Genomic DNA, 16,929 nt, shown 5'->3' with positions numbered 1-16,929 from the left:
TCACGGCCTCAGGAACCCGGGCTGATCAGGAACTCGGGATAATTGATGCATGCCCACCACCCGGCCCGCATGCGGCCCGATCTCGACATACTCCCGTGTGCAGATCCTGCATCTGGTGCAATCGCGGCCCGGTCGGATGATCAGTGAACTGTGCGAGGCGACCGGCCTGCATCAGAACACCGTGCGCGAGCACCTGCAGCGTCTGATCGACGGCGGCTACGTCATCGCCGAGGCCGAGCACCGCACCACCCGCGGGCGCCCCCGTACCCTCTACAGCGCGGCCACCGGAACCCCGGAAGCCTCCAGCTCCGTCGCCCGCGACAAGGTCACGGCAGCGGCCCGGCGCGGAGACCTCATGCGTCGCACCATGCCGGTGGCGGCATCCGATCTCGGCCAGCAGGCCACCCATCAGCTCGATGCTCTCATCGAGCATCTCGAAGAGAGCGGTTTCGAGCCCGTCATCGACGACGAACAGCTCACCATCGACCTCACGCCCTGCCCGCACGCCGCGGCACGGCCAGAGGACCGTCCGGTGCTGTGCCGGGTGCACCTCAGCCTCATGCAGGGGGTGCTCACCGAAGCGGGCGGCCCGCTCGCCGCTGACTTCGTGCGCGACCCCGCCCTGCCGCAGGAGTGCGTCGTCCAGCTCGCGGGCACCGCACAACTAGTGGACACCGCGCAACTGCGCCGGATCGAGACCGCGGCCTGACGGCTGCTGGAAGAGGGAGTCGTGTCATGGAGTGGTTGGATCCACTGGTATTGGCGAGGTGGCAGTTCGGTCTGACGACCATCTACCACTACCTCTTCGTACCGCTGACGATAGGTATGGCACTGTCTGCCGCGCTTTTCCAGACGGCATGGGTGCGCACGGCAAAGGTCCAGTACCTGCACCTGACGCGGTTCTTCGGGAAGATCTTCCTCATCAACTTCGCGATGGGCGTCGTCACCGGCATCGTGCAGGAGTTCCAGTTCGGAATGAACTGGTCGGACTACTCCCGCTTCGTGGGTGACGTGTTCGGCGCTCCGCTCGCGTTCGAGGGGCTGCTCGCGTTCTTCTTTGAAGCGACCTTCATCGGCCTGTGGATCTTCGGATGGGACAAGCTCTCCCAGAAACTCCACTTGGCCACGATCTGGTGCGTCGCCATCGGCAGCATCCTGTCGGCCTATTTCATCATCGCGGCCAACGCGTTCATGCAGAACCCGGTCGGCTACGTGTACAACCCCGAGACCAACCGCGCCGAACTCGTCGATATCTGGGCTCTGCTGACCAACCCGGTCGCGCTCGCCGCGTTCCCGCACACAATCTTCGGCGCATTCATGTTCGCCGCCGGTGTCATCATCTCGGTCTCCGCGTGGCATCTCATGCGCGGGCAGCACACCGACACGATGCGCGTCTCGCTGAAGTTCGGCCTGTGGGGGATGCTCGTCTCCACCGTCGGGGTGGCGCTGTCTGGTGACCAGCTGGGACTCGCGATGTACGTGGCCCAACCGATGAAGATGGCTGCGGCCGAGGCGACGTTCAACACCGTCTGCGGGCCGGATGCCTCCTTCAGCCTGTTCACGCTCGGAACGCCCGATGGCAGCTCGGAGCTGTTCTCGCTCCGGGTGCCGTATCTGCTGTCGCTGTTGTCGACGCACACCCTCGACGCGTGCGTACACGGCATCAACGACCTCAACGCCGAATACGCCGTACAGTTCGCCGACAGTGGCATCACGAACTTCGCGCCGGTGCTGTGGATCACGTACTGGGCCTTCCGCTGGATGATCGGCCTCGGCATGCTGCACGCCCTGATCGCGCTTGCCGGGCTCTGGTTCACCCGTCGCGGTGCGAAGAAGCCGGTCGCCAAGTGGATGTGGAAGATCGCGATCTGGTCGTACCCGCTCGCATTGCTGGCCAATATCGTCGGATGGGTCTTCACCGAGATGGGGCGCCAACCCTGGCTCGTGTTCGGTTTGATGACGACCAGAGACGGTGTCTCGCCCGGTACCTCCGGCCTGGAAGTGCTGATCTCGCTCGTCGCCTTCACTGCGATTTATGCGGCGCTCGCCGTCGTCGAAGTCCGCCTCATCATCAGGGCGGCGCAGAAGGGTCCGGACACCACCGAGCAACCCGATGGCGAGACGGCCCAGCTGCCGTCGGTCGTGTACTGAGAAGGAAGGAACAGATCATGGATCTCCAAGTGCTGTGGTTCGGGCTCATCGCCTTCTTCTTCGTCGGCTACTTCGTTCTCGACGGCTTCGACTTCGGTGTGGGCATGTCGCTGCCGTTCCTTGGCGGCGTCGGTAAGGACCGCGACGACGTCTCGCGCCGTCAGATCATCAACACCATCGGTCCGGTCTGGGACCTCAACGAGACCTGGCTCATCGTCGCCGGCGCCTGCCTGTTCGCGTCGTTCCCCGAGTGGTACGCCTCGCTGTTCAGCGGTTTCTACCTACCGCTGCTGCTCATCCTGCTCACGCTCATCTTGCGCGGCGTCTCGTTCGAATTTCGGCACCAACGTGAGAGCGCCCGCTGGAAGGCCGGCTTCGATCGGATGATCGTGATCGGCTCTGCCGTGCCCGCATTCCTGTGGGGAGTCGCCTTCGCGAACATCGTGCAAGGCGTCGCCTTGGACGAGCGGCATGTGTACGTGGGAACCATGTTCGACCTGCTGAACCCCTACGGACTTCTCGGCGGCCTCACCACGCTGCTGCTGTTCTTCACACACGGGGCGACGTTCATCGCGTTGAAGACCGATGGTCAACTGCGAGCGGATGCTCGTCGACTGGCCTTCCGCTCAGGGCTGTTGACGTTGGTCATTGCAGCGGTGTTCCTGGTCTGGACTGTCGTGGTGCACTTCTCTCTCGTGGTGCTCGTGCTGGCTGCGCTCGCTGCGGTGTCGCTGGTGCTGTCCATCGTCATGAACCTGCGCGGGCGCGAGGGCTGGGCGTTCAGCTTCGGGGCTGCGACCACGCTGTTCGCCGTCGTCACACTGTTCGCGGCGCTGTTCCCGAATGTGATGCCGTCGACGATTGATCCGGCCTTCAGCCTCACGATCGAGAACGCGTCGAGCACGCAGTACACGCTGCAGATCATGAGCTGGACGGCACTGGCCGCCATGCCGTTGGTACTGCTCTATCAGGGGTGGACGTATTGGGTGTTCCGCAAGCGCGTCACCCGCGCCTCCATCGAAGGGCCGTCGATCGAAGGGGCTCCGGCGCACGCGTGAAACCCGTCGATCCGAGGCTGCTGAGGTACGCCGGCGCCGCGCGGGGATTCTTCGTCCTCGCAGCGTTCATCGGCGTACTTCAGACTGTCGTCGTCATCGCCTTCGCCTGGTTCTTGACGGATGCCATCACCGGAGCCCTCGCCGGGCGTTCTGTTGCGGCGTCGCTGATCTGGCTGCTGGTGCTGGCACTGGTACGCGGCGGTCTGATCGCCGCCGCGGACGCTGCAGGTTCTGCGGCCGCGGCGAAGACCGGAATGCAGCTGCGCTCCGCGTTGATCGGTGCCGTGGGGAGGCTGGGGCCCGGTTGGTTGGCCTCGCGCAACCAGGCATCCCTGGCAGTGACCGCCGGCCACGGTCTCGAGGCGCTGGACACCTACTTCGCCCGCTATCTGCCGCAGCTCGTGTTGACCGTGATCGCGACGCCAGTGCTGGTGTTGGTGATGTGGTGGTACGACTGGCCGAGCGGCCTGATCGCGACGATCACGCTACCGCTGATCCCGCTGTTCCTCGTCCTCATCGGCATTGCGACGCGCACCGTTCAGCGCAAGCAATGGCAGACGCTGCAGCGGCTGGCCGCACGCTTCGCCGACACCGTGCAGGGGCTTGCGACGCTGCGGCTCTTCGGACGCGAGCGACGCGCAGCATCCCAGATCGAGGTCACGGCCGAGCAGTACCGCCGCGAGACGATGAAGGTGCTGCGGTTCTCGTTCCTCTCCGGCTTCGCGATGGAGCTGCTCGCTTCGCTTGCTGTCGCGCTGATCGCGGTGACGGTGGGATTTCGGCTGCTGGCGGGAGACATGTCGCTCGAGGTCGGGCTGTTCGTGCTGCTGCTGGCGCCCGAGGCGTTTCTGCCGATTCGTCAGGTGGGGGTGCAGTTTCACGCAGCGTCGGAGGGCGTCGCAGCGACCGAGGACATCTTCGAGGTGCTGGATGAGGCGGCTGCCGTTCCTAGCTCCTCAAAACTCGGTACAGATCCAGCATTTCGGGGGCTTCCCGCTCGAATCGTGCCCGGTTCTGAGGAGTTGTGCGCAACTGACCTCCGTGTCCGCGACCTTCCGCCCGTCTCATTCACTGCTTTGCCGGGCACGCTCACTCTGATCGAGGGGCCGAGCGGCGCGGGCAAGTCGAGTCTGCTGGCGGCGCTGCGCGGCGCGGTGGCGTTCGAAGGCTCTGCGGTGTTCGCCGGCGAGGATGTCCGCACTCTGTCCCCAGCCGACTGGCTCGCCTGGGTAGGACAGTCGTCGCAGCTGATGCAGGGCACGATCGCGTCGAACGTGACTCTGGGCGATCCGGACCCCTCATTCACCAGGGTTCGGGAAGCTCTTGATGCCGCATGCGCAGGCGATCTCGATCCGGCGCAGGAACTCGGCGTGCAGGGGAGCGGGCTGTCCGGCGGGCAGGCGCAGCGCGTCGCCGTCGCGCGGGCGCTGTATCGGCATGCCGCGAATCCCGCGCGTGTGCTGATGCTGGACGAACCTTCGAGCGCACTGGATGCCGACACCGAAGAACGCCTGTGGCAGTCGCTGCGCGAGCGAACGGATGCCGGTGCGACGATCCTGCTCGTTTCTCACCGACGCTCCGCGCGGGAGATTGCGGATCAGATTGTCACTCTTTCGACAGGCTCAGAGCTGGGGGTGAGGGCGTGAAGGTCGGCGATGTCCTCCGCCTCGCGCAGCCTCCGGTGCGCCGGTTCCTGCCCGGGCTCATCTGGGGTGTGCTCTCGGCCGGTGCCGCAGTTTCGCTGCTGGCAGTGAGTGGATGGCTGATCATCAGCGCCTCGATCGTCGACTCTCTGGTGCCGCTGTCGATCGCCGTGGTCGGAGTGCGGTTCTTCGCGGTGTCACGTGCGGTGTTCAGGTACCTCGAGCGGCTGTCCGGGCACGATGCCGCGCTGCGTCAGCTCGCCAGCACGCGCTCTGACATGGTGCGCAGACTCATCCCACTCTCGCCTGCGGGCCTCGGCAAGACCGATCGCGGGCAGGTGCTCTCGGCGCTCGTCGACGACGTGGAGAATCTGCAGAATCTGCCACTGCGTGTGGTGCAGCCGCTCGCAGTGGCGACGGTCGTCGCGGCCGGAGCCGTGGGGTTCATCGCGTTCGTCTCGCCCCCTGCAGCTCTCACCCTGGCCGCCTGTCTCGTGGCCGCGGCTGTCGTTGCGATCGGACTCGGATGGGTGTTCGGGTCTCGTGCAGAAGAACGTGTGTCGCTGCAGCGGGCGGAGCTGTCCGCATCCCTCGTCGACTACTTCGGCAGCCTCGACGTGCTGCTGGCATACGGCGCTGAGCCGCAGGCACGTGACCGGATTGAGCGAGCGGATGCCGTGCTGCGCCGCACGGTCACCCGTGCTTCGCTGGCGCAGGCGATCGCCGCGGGGATCGTCTTGATGCTCGCGGGCGTCGCATCGGTGTGGGCGGTTGCCGCGGCATCCCCGGGGCTGGTCACCGGCGCGATCGATGGGCCGTGGCTGGCCGTCGTCGTGCTCGTGCCGATGGTGGTCTTCGAGGTATTCGGCGCGGTGCCGATCGCGGCGGCATCCTGGCGGAGTGTGCGCTCGAGCGCCCAGCGTGTGGTCGATGTGCTGCCGTCGTCGATTCCTGCGGAGCTGCGGACGGATGCCGGCACAGACGAAGCGCCGGTCGGTACCGCACTGCGGTTGCGCGATGTCCGGGCATCGTGGCCGGGCGGTGCGCCGGCGTTACGCGGGGTGTCGCTGGATCTCGGTGTGGGAGAGCGCGTGCTTCTCAGCGGGCCGAGCGGCGCGGGCAAGAGCTCGCTCGCGTCGGTGCTAGTCGGATTTCTGCGATCGGATGGCGAGTACACGATTGGCGGGACGGATGCCTCGGCGCTGTCGGGGCCCGCGCTTCGACGCACCATCGGTCTGTGCGAGCAGAGTCCGCAGCTGTTCGATGAGGACATCCGGCAGAACCTGCTGTTCGCCCGCGACACGGCGACGGACGACGAGCTGCTCGCCGTCTTGGGCCGGGTGGGTCTGGGGGACTGGACACGGGAGCGCGGCGGACTGGATGCGCGCGTCGGTGACCGCGGGGCGCTGGTCTCAGGTGGGCAGGCGCAGCGGATCGCGCTGGCGCGTGCGCTGTTGCGCGGGTTTCCGGTGCTCGTGCTGGATGAGCCGACCGCCGGGGTTGATCCCGAGGCATCCGAGGCGCTACTGCGTGATCTGCTGGAAGCGGCGGGGGAGCAGTCGGTGCTGCTGATCTCGCACGTCGATCCGCCGGCAGGAACGGTTGATCGCGTCGTGCGCATCGAGGCAGGGCGCACCGTCTGAGCGCCAGCCGACGTCTGGAATCGTCGGCGACGACGGCGTAGCCTCTCGGCATGGGGCGAATCGACGAAGCACGTCTTCTGATCAGCGCGTCGCCGGAGCAGGTCTACGCGGCGTTCATCGACCCGGCGGCGCTGGCACGCTGGCTGCCGCCCGACGGCATGACGGGGCGGGTAGAGCGCCTGCACGCGCGGACCGGCGGTGACTATCGGATCGTGCTCACCTATTTGGACACCACGGATGCTCCCGGCAAGAGCAGCGCGGACGAGGACGTGGTCGAGGGGAAATACGTCGAGGTGACGCCTGGTGTTCGCGTCGTCGCAGATGTCGAGTTCGAATCGGACGATCCAGCGTTCGCGGGGACCATGCGGATGACGTGGGAGGCCATTGCGCGCGGCACCGGCAGCGAGGTCGTCTTCCGTGCGGAAGATGTTCCGGACGGCATCTCCGCAGCGGATCATGTCGCGGGACTCACATCGTCGCTGCGGAACCTCGCTGCCTTCGTCGCAGGGTGATGCTCAGTAATACAGCTCGACCGGAGGCTCCATGACGATCCCCTGCGCCTCGAAGGCGCGGCGGCGCTCTTCGATGCGGCGGTGCAGTTCGACCTGCGCCTCGTCAATGGTCTGCTGATCGATCGCGACGCTCCGCGGATGCTGGTCGCCGTTGTTGCCGGCGATGTAGGTGTCGAGCTTCGGGCCGGAGGTCCACGATGTGATCAGCGAGTATCGCGGGGCGGTGCCTCGGTGCCACACGGCGTGCCAAAAGCGCTGGGTGTCGACGATGGCGCGGGTTCCGGCGGGTAGTGCCATCCTGACCTCGGTCGCGGGGTCGAAGCGGTCTTCGCGCAGGATCAACATTGAGTCTGGGTCGTCGGTGAGGTTAATGAACGAGCGGACGACCCATCCGCTGCCATCCTCGTTCAGGCGGTTGTTGTCGTCCTGGTGCAGGTTGTAGACCGCGTCGGCGTAAGTGTTCGGCTGCAGTTCGATCACGCGGCAGCGGCCGATGTTCGCGCCGGGCTCCTGGGCAAGCTCGGTGAGAGTGGGGGCCTTCTCGACCTGGCCCGGAATCCACACGCCATCCTTGTCGGTGCGCGGTGGGGTCTGATTCCAGAAGCCGTTGCATTCGACTTCACCGGCGTAGCTGGTCAGTGGCGCAAATCGGGTGATGCCTGAGGAACGCCAGCCGACGTACTCGAGATCCTGCCACTCGGCGGGATCGATAGGATCGGCGTACCGATCGAGGACGACATATCCCGTCTCCTCCAACGCTGCTGACGTGATGAAGCTCATGGCGCACCCTTTCCGGACCGGCGTCTCCGTCCATCCGTAAGGCCATCCTAACTCGCCGTAATCTCAGGCAGGCAGCGAGGCGAGGTTTCCCGCACGAGACAGGAGCTGCCTAGTCCTTTCTCATGTAGCAATGCCCGTTTCGCGCCCGCAAAGCGCCGATTCGCGCGACGGCCTGCCGTCGCGTAAACTCATTCGCGGTGACGTGTCCGAGCGGCCGAAGGTGCAACACTCGAAATGTTGTGTAGGTTCACCCCTACCGTGGGTTCAAATCCCACCGTCACCGCCACCGTCGAGTCCCGTTTCAGCCTGATTCAATCAGCTGAGGCGGGACTCGTTTCGTTCGTTCCCGTGCGATCAGTCGTGCTTTCCTTCGTGCATGGCTGCTTGGATGCGGCGGTCAAGCTCGTCGAGCTCGGCCATCACTTCGGATGCCGCCCAGACGCGGTCCTTCTTGCGCCCTGTGATCTCCTCGATGAAGCCGGCGTCGACCAGCTGGTCGATCGCCCTGTAGGCGGCCGTGGGGGAACCAGCTGTGGCTTCGATCTGGTCGGTGCCCATGACGGGGTGGTCGTAGAACGCCTGGATGAGAGCAGCTGCAGCGGAGTTCGCGCGTGGATTCAGCTCTGCAGCCCACAGTTCGGGCATCGCCTTCAGCCGGGCGATGGTCTCGCGGGAGCATTCGGCGGCCGCGCGCGCTGAAAGAGCGAACAGGTCGATGAGCGGTGCAGGGTCGCCGAGTCGGTGGGAGCCGAGGGCAGCGAAGTAGTCGTCGCGGCGGGCGAGCAGGCCGCTGGCGAGGGGGACCACCGCGTTTCGGGTGACGCCTCGACGCCGCAGCACGGCGGAGACGAGAGCCCGGCCGATGCGACCGTTGCCGTCGGTGAAGGCATGGATCGACTCGAACTGGGCGTGACCGATCGCGGCCTGCGTCATCACGGGTACGTCGTCCCGGTTGAGGTAGGCGATGAGGTCGTCCATCAGCTCGGGCACGCGCTCGGGCGCCGGGGGAACGTGGAGTGCGCCCCGAGGGGAGTGGTCGCTGCCGCCGATCCAGTTCTGCATGTCGCGGAGGCGACCGGCGTAGTCGGCTTCCTGGGGGTCGTCGGCCATGAGCGCACGGTGGGCGCTCATGAGGTAGTCGAGCTCGAAGCGCCCGCTCTCACCGACCCTGGTGATCAGCTCGTGGAGAGCGGCAGATGCTGCGACCATGCTGGTGGCGGAGGTGTTGCCCTTGTTGCCGGCCAGCGCCTTGGCGTAGTCGCGGGCGGAAGCGTTGATGCGCTCGATCTTCGACGAGGCGGCGGACTCGGAGCGGACCATGAAGCGGCTGAGAGCTGTGGAGTGCCCCTCGGCGTCGGTGTCGGCCTGGGCTACAGCGAGCAGTGCGCGCTCGGTGTGGAGCATCACCTTCAGTGGCGGCATGTAGTCGAGTTCGCGGATGAACGGCGGGACGGTCGCATCCACGGACCGCATCATCCGGTCCTCGCGGGTGCCACCACGAACCTGCTGCTGCCAGGGAAGCGTTTCGACGCCGTGTGGCGGCCACTGCAAGATCCGATCTTCGTCCATAACTGCTAGTTTACCTGCCCATATCCCCACTTAGAATAGCTAACCGGTGATTTACTGGGCGAAATTACCAATTTAGGTCACCACAATCGCGGGAGCGCAGGTTCTCGAAGCCGATGCTCCCGCCGCGATACGGTTGTCAGCATGGCCCAGGCCCTCCGAACCTTCCTGCGCATCCTCGCGCGGCACTGGCCAGCGCTCGTGGCGTGGTGCCTGGGCGGGGAAGCCCTGCATCAACTGCTCGTGCAGCTCGCCGGGTTCGTGGGCGGCCACACGACGCTCGGCGGACTGCTCCTGCTGCCGCTCGCCGTTGCGGTCAGGCTCATCTCCTACGTCGCCATGTACCTCGCCGTGCGGCCGTCGCTGGCGAACGCCGTCAGCCCATCTGCTCATGGATACCGCGAGTTCGCGGGTGCCATGCTGCCCGCGATTCTGCCGTTCTCCGCGTTCTACGCCGCGCAGGGACTGCTGTCGACCGATCTGTCGGAGTTCTTCAACATTGCGGCCGCGGTCGCCCTCCCCGAATCCGGCTACGACCTGGACCAGCTCGGCGACCGGGGCGGCCTCGTCTCCGTCAGTGCGCTCCCCGTCGCGGTGCTCGTGATCGCACTGGTGGTGCGATTCGTGCTGTCGAGGCTCGGCGGGAGGCTGCCGTCCTGGACGCTGGCGATCGCCGCCTATGTTGAGGTGCTGTGGACGTTCATGCTGTTCACTCTCGTCGGCCAATGGTGGTCAGAAGTACGGGCATGGATGTCGGAACGGGTCGTGGCCGGATGGCTGAACGATAGCGGCGACTGGGTCGCGGCGAACATCGCGCCCGTCGCATCGCTGTGGGAGGGGGCGCTCTGGCTATTCGGCATCGCCGTGGCCGCCCTGATCATTCCCGCAGCCTGGCTCGCCGTGGCCGGCGTCATCTACGGCACGACTTTCGAACAAGCGCCGGTGCCCCGCAGGCTCTCTGCCCTGCAGGGCGGCAGGGCGGCATTGCTCTCCCGGATCCTGGCGTATCGATTCGAGCATCTGTGGGCCGCAGTGGCAGTGGTCTGGCGTGGAGGACCTGCACTGTTCGGCGCGTTCGCGGTCGCCTATGCGGCGTGGAGTCTCGCCGAGCGACTCGGAACACGCGGCATCCTGCACCTGTTCGGAGGGCACGAGACGCCGTTCTGGACGGCGTTTCTCCCACTGATCCTGGTCGGTGTCTCCGCCATCGCCGAGCCCTTGCGCGTCGCGATCGTGGCGACCGCATACGACAGCGTCATCTCCCAGCCGGAGGCGGGCTTGGAGACCCAGCCGTCACCTCTCGATCACGAAGCGCGCGACGGTCTCGTCACTACCGGAAACGTCGCTACCCGCAACGTCGCTGCCGGTGATGTCGAGAGCGAAGGGGCCGGTGGCATCCTCTGGCAGAAGGAAGACCGCCACGATGTCGTAGGAGAATGACTCGCCCTCCAAGCAGGATCGCTCGCCGATATCGTATGGCACTTCCAGAACTGACCGGGCATTCAACCACACGCGGCCACTGCTCGGCTCAGTGAGAGTGAACGGGCCGCAGCTCGCCGATTCCGTGCCTCCGGATGCTCCGAGGCGCACGGTGAATGTGCGCGAACCGTCCGGGCTCTCGAACTCGTCCCATTGGGAGGAGACGAGTCTGAGCGTCTGCCCGGAGATATCGGCGCTTCGATCCGCTTCGATGACCGCGGCCGTGTTCTGGTCCTGTTCCGGGAGGACATCGAGCCACACGTGCACGCAGGCCACTGCGATCGCAGAGACCAGCAGCGCGACCAGCGGCACACGCTGCTTCCGCCACCACTCCTCGATGGCTCCGGTCATGGTGCCCTCGGTCATGGCGCCCCCAGTACGGGGGCGTCGACATCAGTGCGCGCGACGACCGGCAGGTCATCGAGTGTGATCGGGATAGCGATCAGATCATCGAGCCGCGGCGTGAAATTGTCGATCGTCAGGCGCAGTTCGGCGTCGCCGGTGCGCAGGTCGGATGGCAACTCGAATGCCAGAACCCCGACGGTGTCGATGCCGACATGCAGGCGCTCGCCGACGAGTGACGTCGACGGACGCTCGCTCGCCTGGAACACCCGCCCGTCGATGACGAGGGTCGCGAGCGATATCGCGGCATCGACCTCGGTCAGCGGTGCGGATGCCGTGACCGTGACGACGAGCCAGTTCCCCTCTGCCTGCCAATCGGATTCCGGTACCGCAAGGTGTTCCGTGAAGAAAACATCGTCGATGGCTGCGGTCAGCGTCCGCGAAGTCACCGTCTCCCCGGTGCCACCGCGCACCAGAAAGGCATCATCCACAGACTCCTGAGCCGGAGTGATCGCAGTGATGACGCCGGCGACGAGAACGAGCGCCGCGCCGGTCAGCCAGGGCAGGGCGCGCTTCATGGCGTGCTCCCGGCGGTGGCGCTGATCCGGGCGGAGATGTCGCCCCGTTTCCAGGTGATGTGATCCGAAGCCAACAGGATCTTGCCGGTAGACACGGCGGCATCGTGAACGTTCAGCTGGAAGTCTCCGTCGGGGAGGGCGTCGTCGGGGACGGTCCACGCGATACGCACTTCGCTGGCGACGCCGGGCTGGAGGATGACCGATCCGGCAGAGCCGTCGTCACGCCACACTCGGGGCGAGCTGGTCTGCTCGACGTCGGCGAGCTCGATGAGTGGATTCGATGCGCTGATGAGCTGCGATTGGACTCGATCAGCACCGACGCCGACGCCGACCGGTCGATCCGAGAGGTTCTCCAGCAGGACGGTGGCGACCAGCAGCGTCTCGCCGGGCTCTGCTTCCAAGAACTCCTCTTCGATGCTGTCGGTGAGCTCGGCATCGAGCACTGTCACCGCATACAGCGACACGCGCGCTTCTTCGCCGACGGTGAGCTCGGCGGGGATCGGATCCGACCGATCCAGACCGCCGAACGTGACGACGCCGACGAGCGCGACACCGGCGACCGCAAGCGCGATCCATGCCGGTACAGCGGCCGGGCTGACAGCGGATCGAGCGAGCCGCGATGCGGTGGTGCGCGCCCATTCGGATGCTCCGCCGATCGTAATCACGACGTCAGCTTATCCACCCGTCACGTCATCGACGTCGACTCAGGGGTCGCGCAAACGGCCAGAGTTTGTAAGACTATGGAACTAAGTGTTACGCCCACCGGGGTGTGCCAGAGGCGAAGGAGCCGCATGACCGTCATCGAACTGTCCGAGAACTGGACCGTTACCGCGACCGCAGGTCCCGCGCCCGAGAACGTCGCGGGTCACGCGATCCCCGCGCAAGTGCCGGGTTCGGTGCACCTCGACCTGCACCGCGCAGGCGTGATCGACGAGCCATTCGACGGAGCGAACGAGACCGCGCAGCAGTGGATCGGCGACGTCGACTGGACATTCGAGACCACGTTTCGCTGGCACGAGAATGGCTCCGAGCGCCGCGACCTCGTCGCAGAGGGCCTCGACACGATCGCGACGGTGACGCTCAACGGCGTCGAAATCGGCCGCACCCAGAATCAGCACCGCTCCTACCGCTTCGACATCGTCTCGGCTCTCGTCGAAGGGGAGAACACGCTGCGCGTCGCCTTCGCCGCACCCGTCCCCGCAGCCCACGCCCGCTCCGAAGAGCACGATGCGCGCCCGCACGTGAATCATCACCCGTACAACGCGGTGCGCAAGATGGCCAGCAGCTTCGGCTGGGACTGGGGCATCGACGTCGCCGGTGCTGGCATCTGGAAGCCCATCCGCATCGAGACGTGGGACACCGCGCGCATCGCATCCGTCCGTCCCCTCGTCGACGTCCGCACCGGCGACGCCGGCGCAACCGGCATCCTTGACGCCCACATCGAGATCGAGCGGGCAGACGGTCTCAAGCAGAAGGCCGTGCAGGTCGACGTCGAGATCGACGGCCAGACCGTCACCGCCGAGATCGCCGCAGGTGCCACCAGCGCCCATGTGCACGTTGAGGTCGCCGACGCTGACCTCTGGTGGCCGCGCAGTCACGGCGCCCAGCCGCTGTACGACCTTGCGGTCCGGCTCGTCGGCTTGGACGAATGGACGCGCCGCATCGGTTTCCGCACGGTTCGCGTCGATATCGCGCCCGACGAGCACGGCACCCCGTACGCCGTCTATGTCAACGAGCAGCTCGTGCACATCCGTGGCGCCAACTGGATCCCCGACCACGCTTTCCTCACCGAGATCGACGGCGACCGCTACGCTCGCCGCATCGCGGATGCAACCGAAGCGAACATGAACCTGCTGCGCATCTGGGGTGGCGGCATTTACGAATCCGAAGAGTTTTACACGATCTGTGACGAGCAGGGCGTGCTGGTGCAGCAGGACTTCCTGCTGGCCTGCGCCGCGTATGCCGAAGAAGAGTGGCTCGCCGACGAGATCGAGGCCGAGGCTCGCGAGTCGATCGCGCGGCTGTCCGCGCATCCGTCGCTCGCGATCTGGAACGGCAACAACGAGAACATCGTCGGCTACTCCGACTGGGGATGGCGCGCCACTCTCAACGGCAAGACCTGGGGCGAGGCGTACTACCGTCGCCTGTTCCCGCGACTGCTCGCCGAGCTTGACCCGACGCGCTTCTACTCGGCAGGCAGCCCGTACTCGTTCTCTTCCTACGTGAGCCCCAACCTTGATACGCATGGCACCACGCACATCTGGGACGTCTGGAATGAGAAGGACTACACCGCGTACGCCGACTGGAAGCCCCGTTTCGTCGCCGAGTTCGGTTTCCAGGGGCCGCCGGCCTGGACGACGCTGACGAATGTCGTGCACGATTCCCCGCTCGAGCCTTACGGCGAGCAGATGCTCGTGCATCAGAAGGCTGGTGACGGAAACCTCAAGCTCGAGCGTGGCTACGGTCCGCATCTGCCAGCGCCCGCGACGATCGACGACTGGCACTGGGCCACGCAGCTCAACCAGGCCGCAGCCGTCCGCTTCGGCATCTCGTACTTCCGCTCGCTCGCGCCGTACAACACCGGAACGATCGTGTGGCAGCTCAACGACGACTGGCCGGTGATCTCTTGGGCAGCTGTCGACTTCGCCGAGCGCCGCAAGCCCCTCTGGTACGCGCTCAAGGCCGTCTACGAGCCCCGCTTCATCACGGTGCAGCCGCAGGAAGGCATCCTCGCGGCCGTGCTTCTCAACGACCATGCGGATGCGTGGTCGGGTGACGTCGCCATCAGGCGCATCGCTTTCGATGGCACGTTGCTGGCGGAGGCCACGGTCGCCGCAGAGATCGTTGCACGTGGCGAGGCGACCATTGCCATCCCCTCAGAGTTGCAGACGCCAGCGGATGCCGCGGGGGAAGTGCTCGTCATCGACGCTCCTGGCTTCGGTCGCGGGGTGCACAACTTCGCCGAGGTCGTCGATCAGCGCCTCGAGAAGTCGCCGTTCGACGTCTCCGCCGAAGCAGTGGATGGCGCTGTGCGCGTGACGGTGACCGCACGTTCGTACGTGCGCGACGTGTTCGTGCTCGCCGATCGGGGGCACGTCGATGCGGCTGTCGACAGCGGGCTCGTGACGTTGTTGCCCGGCGAGAGCCACGCGTTCCTTGTGACGGGTGCGCCGGCAGGAACCGACCCTGCGGCATTCACCGCACCGCTCGTTCTGCGACACGCGGGAGACCTGCAGGCCTGACTCCACGCGCGCAATAACGGGGACCCCATCCGGTGAATGTCGGACGGGGTCCCCGCTCTGCCCTTGGCAGGGAAGCGCTTCGAATGCTTTGTTCCGTTTGTGTCCTAAGTGGCTTGACGGACTTCGTTTCAGTGCGTAACAATGGCCTCCGGGAGAACGCACTCCCAGCCCCTGCTTCAGCACAGGGTTCGTCGACGCCGCAGCTCCAGCTACGGCGTGAGGAAAGGACCAAGGATGATTCTTCGCTCACAGCGCGCTCGTCGCGCATCACTCACGATCGCCACGGGCGCCACCGCGCTCGGCCTCGTACTTACCGGTTGTGCCTCCACCGGCTCGTCCGGCGACTCCGGCGGCTCGTCCGAGGCGAACACGCTCGTCGCCTTCACCGGCCAGGCCGGCGACTACCAGCGCAACTTCAACCCGTACGCGCCCACCAACATCGGCGGCCTCGGCACGATCTTCGAGCCGCTGTTCTTCGTCACGAACGTCAACACCGAGGCCTTCGAGCCCCTGCTCGCGACCGAGTACGTGTGGAACGAAGACGGCACGCAGCTCGATCTGACGCTCCGCGAGGATGTCACCTGGAGCGACGGCGAGGCGTTCGACGCAGACGACGTCGTCTTCACCTTCCAGATGATCCTCGACACTCCGTCGATCAACACCGGCGGATTCGCCGGCGCGGTGACGAAGGTCGATGACTTCCACGTGAGCATCGCGTTCCCCGAGCCCGCGTTCGTCACTGGCCCCGAGGTGCTCGGCAAGACGTTCATCGTCCCTGAGCACATCTGGTCAGGCGTCGATCCCGTCACCGATGTCGTCGCCGAGCCGATCGGCACCGGCCCTTACACGCTGACCAACTTCAAGCCGCAGGCGTTCACCCTCACCGCGAACGAGGACTACTGGGACGGCGCTCCCGCGGTCGAGAACGTGCGCTACCTGTCGCTGTCCGGAAACACCGCCGGGGCTGACGCGCTTGCCGCCGGTACGATCGACTGGCAGACGGGCCCCGTCCCCGACATCCAGAACGTCTCAGAGAACTACCCGGGCTACGAGGCGATCACCATCGGCGCGAACCAGATGGCGCTGCTCACCTGCTCGAACGCTGACCTCGGCTGCACGGGTCCGCAGACGGATCCTGCCGTGCGTCAGGCGATCTACTACGCCCTTGACCGCGAACAGATGAACTCGCTCGCCTTCCAGGACACCGCAAGCGATATGTCGTCGACCTTCGCACTGCTGCCATCGCAGGAAGAGTTCATCTCCGGCGCTATCGAAGACAAGAGCGTTCCGGCGACGGCTGACCTCGACAAGGTCGACGAGATCCTCACCGGTGCCGGCTACGAGAAGGATGCCGACGGCATCTATGCCAAGGATGGTGTCGCGCTGAACCTCACGGTCGAGGTCGTCACCGGCTGGACCGACTACATCACCGCGATCGACACCATGGCCCAGCAGCTCAAGGCCGCAGGCATCGGCGTCACAGCCGCACAATCCTCGTGGAACGAGTGGACGGACAAGAAGAGCAAGGGCAATTACGAGCTGGCCATCGACTCGCTCGGCCAGGGCGCGGCATCCGATCCCTACTACCTGTACAACAACTACTTCTCGACGGCGAACACCGCCGAGGTCGGTCAGGCCGCCCCCGTGAACGTCGCGCGCTTCAGCGACCCTGCCGTCGATGAGGCACTCGCCGTGCTCAAGAAGACGAACCCGGCCGACATTGAGACGCGCCAGGCACAGTTCGACATCATCCAGGCCGCGATCGTCGAGGACCTCCCGTACATCCCGATCCTCACCGGAGGAACGACGAGCGAGTTCCATGCCTCGAAGTTCACCGGCTGGCCCACACTCGATGACCTGTACGCGTTCCCGGCAATCTGGGCATCGCCAGACAACGCGCAGATCTTCAAGGCGCTGAAGCCGACGGGCGAGTGA

The 16,929-nt window shown here is 65.8% G+C and carries 13 protein-coding genes and 1 tRNA gene; 10 read left to right on the top strand and 4 right to left on the bottom strand.

The genetic code is table 11. The features are described 5' to 3' along the window. Positions 1–49 precede the first annotated feature (49 nt). Genes ACSU04_RS11780 through ACSU04_RS11755 form a run of 6 tightly spaced genes read left to right on the top strand, consistent with a single transcriptional unit; the run spans position 50 to position 7,007 of the window. The gene (locus ACSU04_RS11780) at positions 50–709 is read left to right on the top strand and encodes a helix-turn-helix transcriptional regulator (protein ID WP_439289638.1); all 660 of its coding nucleotides are present in this window, start codon (positions 50–52) and stop codon (positions 707–709) included. A 26-nt stretch (positions 710–735) separates the two neighbouring features. Continuing rightward, a complete protein-coding gene (locus ACSU04_RS11775) occupies positions 736–2,151 on the top strand; it encodes a cytochrome ubiquinol oxidase subunit I (protein WP_439289637.1) in 1,416 nt (471 codons plus the stop codon). A gap of 17 nt (positions 2,152–2,168) precedes the next feature. Then, positions 2,169–3,209 (top strand): cytochrome d ubiquinol oxidase subunit II, encoded by a 1,041-nt coding sequence (cydB, locus tag ACSU04_RS11770; RefSeq protein ID WP_439289636.1) that lies wholly within the window; start codon positions 2,169–2,171, stop codon positions 3,207–3,209. Next, the gene (gene cydD, locus ACSU04_RS11765) at positions 3,206–4,855 is read left to right on the top strand and encodes a thiol reductant ABC exporter subunit CydD (protein ID WP_439289635.1); all 1,650 of its coding nucleotides are present in this window, start codon (positions 3,206–3,208) and stop codon (positions 4,853–4,855) included. Before cydB ends, cydD begins: the two co-directional genes overlap by 4 nt. After that, positions 4,852–6,495 (top strand): thiol reductant ABC exporter subunit CydC, encoded by a 1,644-nt coding sequence (gene cydC, locus ACSU04_RS11760; protein WP_439289634.1) that lies wholly within the window; start codon positions 4,852–4,854, stop codon positions 6,493–6,495. The genes cydD and cydC overlap by 4 nt, the downstream gene beginning before the upstream one ends. A 50-nt stretch (positions 6,496–6,545) precedes the next feature. Beyond that, entirely contained in the window at positions 6,546–7,007 is a 462-nt protein-coding gene (locus ACSU04_RS11755) for an SRPBCC domain-containing protein (protein WP_439289633.1), read from the top strand. Between the two features lie 3 nt (positions 7,008–7,010). Here ACSU04_RS11755 and ACSU04_RS11750 read toward each other — a convergent pair whose 3' ends face one another. Beyond that, on the bottom strand, positions 7,011–7,787 hold the full coding sequence (locus ACSU04_RS11750) for a hypothetical protein (RefSeq protein WP_439289632.1): 777 nt from the start codon (positions 7,785–7,787) through the stop codon (positions 7,011–7,013). 196 nt (positions 7,788–7,983) lie between these two features. Here ACSU04_RS11750 and ACSU04_RS11745 point away from each other — a divergent pair. Further along, positions 7,984–8,073: transfer RNA gene (locus ACSU04_RS11745), tRNA-Ser, on the top strand. 68 nt (positions 8,074–8,141) lie between these two features. Here ACSU04_RS11745 and ACSU04_RS11740 read toward each other — a convergent pair. Further along, on the bottom strand, positions 8,142–9,356 hold the full coding sequence (locus ACSU04_RS11740) for a Fic family protein (protein WP_439289631.1): 1,215 nt from the start codon (positions 9,354–9,356) through the stop codon (positions 8,142–8,144). A gap of 141 nt (positions 9,357–9,497) precedes the next feature. On the opposite strand from ACSU04_RS11740, the gene ACSU04_RS11735 reads away from it, so the two are divergent. Next, positions 9,498–10,793 (top strand): hypothetical protein, encoded by a 1,296-nt coding sequence (locus ACSU04_RS11735; RefSeq protein ID WP_439289630.1) that lies wholly within the window; start codon positions 9,498–9,500, stop codon positions 10,791–10,793. Between the two features lie 401 nt (positions 10,794–11,194). Here the strand turns inward: ACSU04_RS11735 and ACSU04_RS11730 are convergent, their stop codons facing one another. Then, positions 11,195–11,752: a hypothetical protein gene (locus ACSU04_RS11730; protein WP_439289629.1), complete on the bottom strand. Its 558-nt coding sequence runs from the start codon at positions 11,750–11,752 to the stop codon at positions 11,195–11,197. Continuing rightward, the gene (locus tag ACSU04_RS11725; RefSeq protein WP_439285053.1) at positions 11,749–12,417 is read right to left on the bottom strand and encodes a hypothetical protein; all 669 of its coding nucleotides are present in this window, start codon (positions 12,415–12,417) and stop codon (positions 11,749–11,751) included. The genes ACSU04_RS11730 and ACSU04_RS11725 overlap by 4 nt, the downstream gene beginning before the upstream one ends. 126 nt (positions 12,418–12,543) lie before the next feature. Between ACSU04_RS11725 and ACSU04_RS11720 the strand changes: the two genes are divergently transcribed. After that, positions 12,544–14,994, top strand: coding sequence for a glycoside hydrolase family 2 protein (locus tag ACSU04_RS11720; RefSeq protein WP_439289628.1), 2,451 nt, complete (start codon positions 12,544–12,546; stop codon positions 14,992–14,994). A 234-nt stretch (positions 14,995–15,228) separates the two neighbouring features. Next, complete coding sequence (locus ACSU04_RS11715; RefSeq protein WP_439289627.1) at positions 15,229–16,929, top strand: ABC transporter substrate-binding protein; 1,701 nt, start codon at positions 15,229–15,231, stop codon at positions 16,927–16,929.

Source organism: Microbacterium sp. A84 (assembly GCF_051842815.1).
In the GTDB taxonomy this organism is placed as follows: Bacteria; Actinomycetota; Actinomycetes; order Actinomycetales; family Microbacteriaceae; genus Microbacterium.
This window is presented reverse-complemented; position numbering and strand designations above follow the sequence as displayed.

Bases quoted from the DNA above. Each gene is read 5' to 3' on its own strand.
- ACSU04_RS11780 (WP_439289638.1), top strand. From the start codon at position 50: ATGCCCACCACCCGGCCCGCATGCGGCCCGATCTCGACATACTCCCGT.
- ACSU04_RS11775 (WP_439289637.1), top strand. From the start codon at position 736: ATGGAGTGGTTGGATCCACTGGTATTGGCGAGGTGGCAGTTCGGTCTG.
- cydB (WP_439289636.1), top strand. From the start codon at position 2,169: ATGGATCTCCAAGTGCTGTGGTTCGGGCTCATCGCCTTCTTCTTCGTC.
- ACSU04_RS11755 (WP_439289633.1), top strand. From the start codon at position 6,546: ATGGGGCGAATCGACGAAGCACGTCTTCTGATCAGCGCGTCGCCGGAG.
- ACSU04_RS11750 (WP_439289632.1), bottom strand. From the start codon at position 7,787: ATGAGCTTCATCACGTCAGCAGCGTTGGAGGAGACGGGATATGTCGTC.
- ACSU04_RS11740 (WP_439289631.1), bottom strand. From the start codon at position 9,356: ATGGACGAAGATCGGATCTTGCAGTGGCCGCCACACGGCGTCGAAACG.
- ACSU04_RS11735 (WP_439289630.1), top strand. From the start codon at position 9,498: ATGGCCCAGGCCCTCCGAACCTTCCTGCGCATCCTCGCGCGGCACTGG.
- ACSU04_RS11730 (WP_439289629.1), bottom strand. From the start codon at position 11,752: ATGAAGCGCGCCCTGCCCTGGCTGACCGGCGCGGCGCTCGTTCTCGTC.
- ACSU04_RS11720 (WP_439289628.1), top strand. From the start codon at position 12,544: ATGACCGTCATCGAACTGTCCGAGAACTGGACCGTTACCGCGACCGCA.
- ACSU04_RS11715 (WP_439289627.1), top strand. From the start codon at position 15,229: ATGATTCTTCGCTCACAGCGCGCTCGTCGCGCATCACTCACGATCGCC.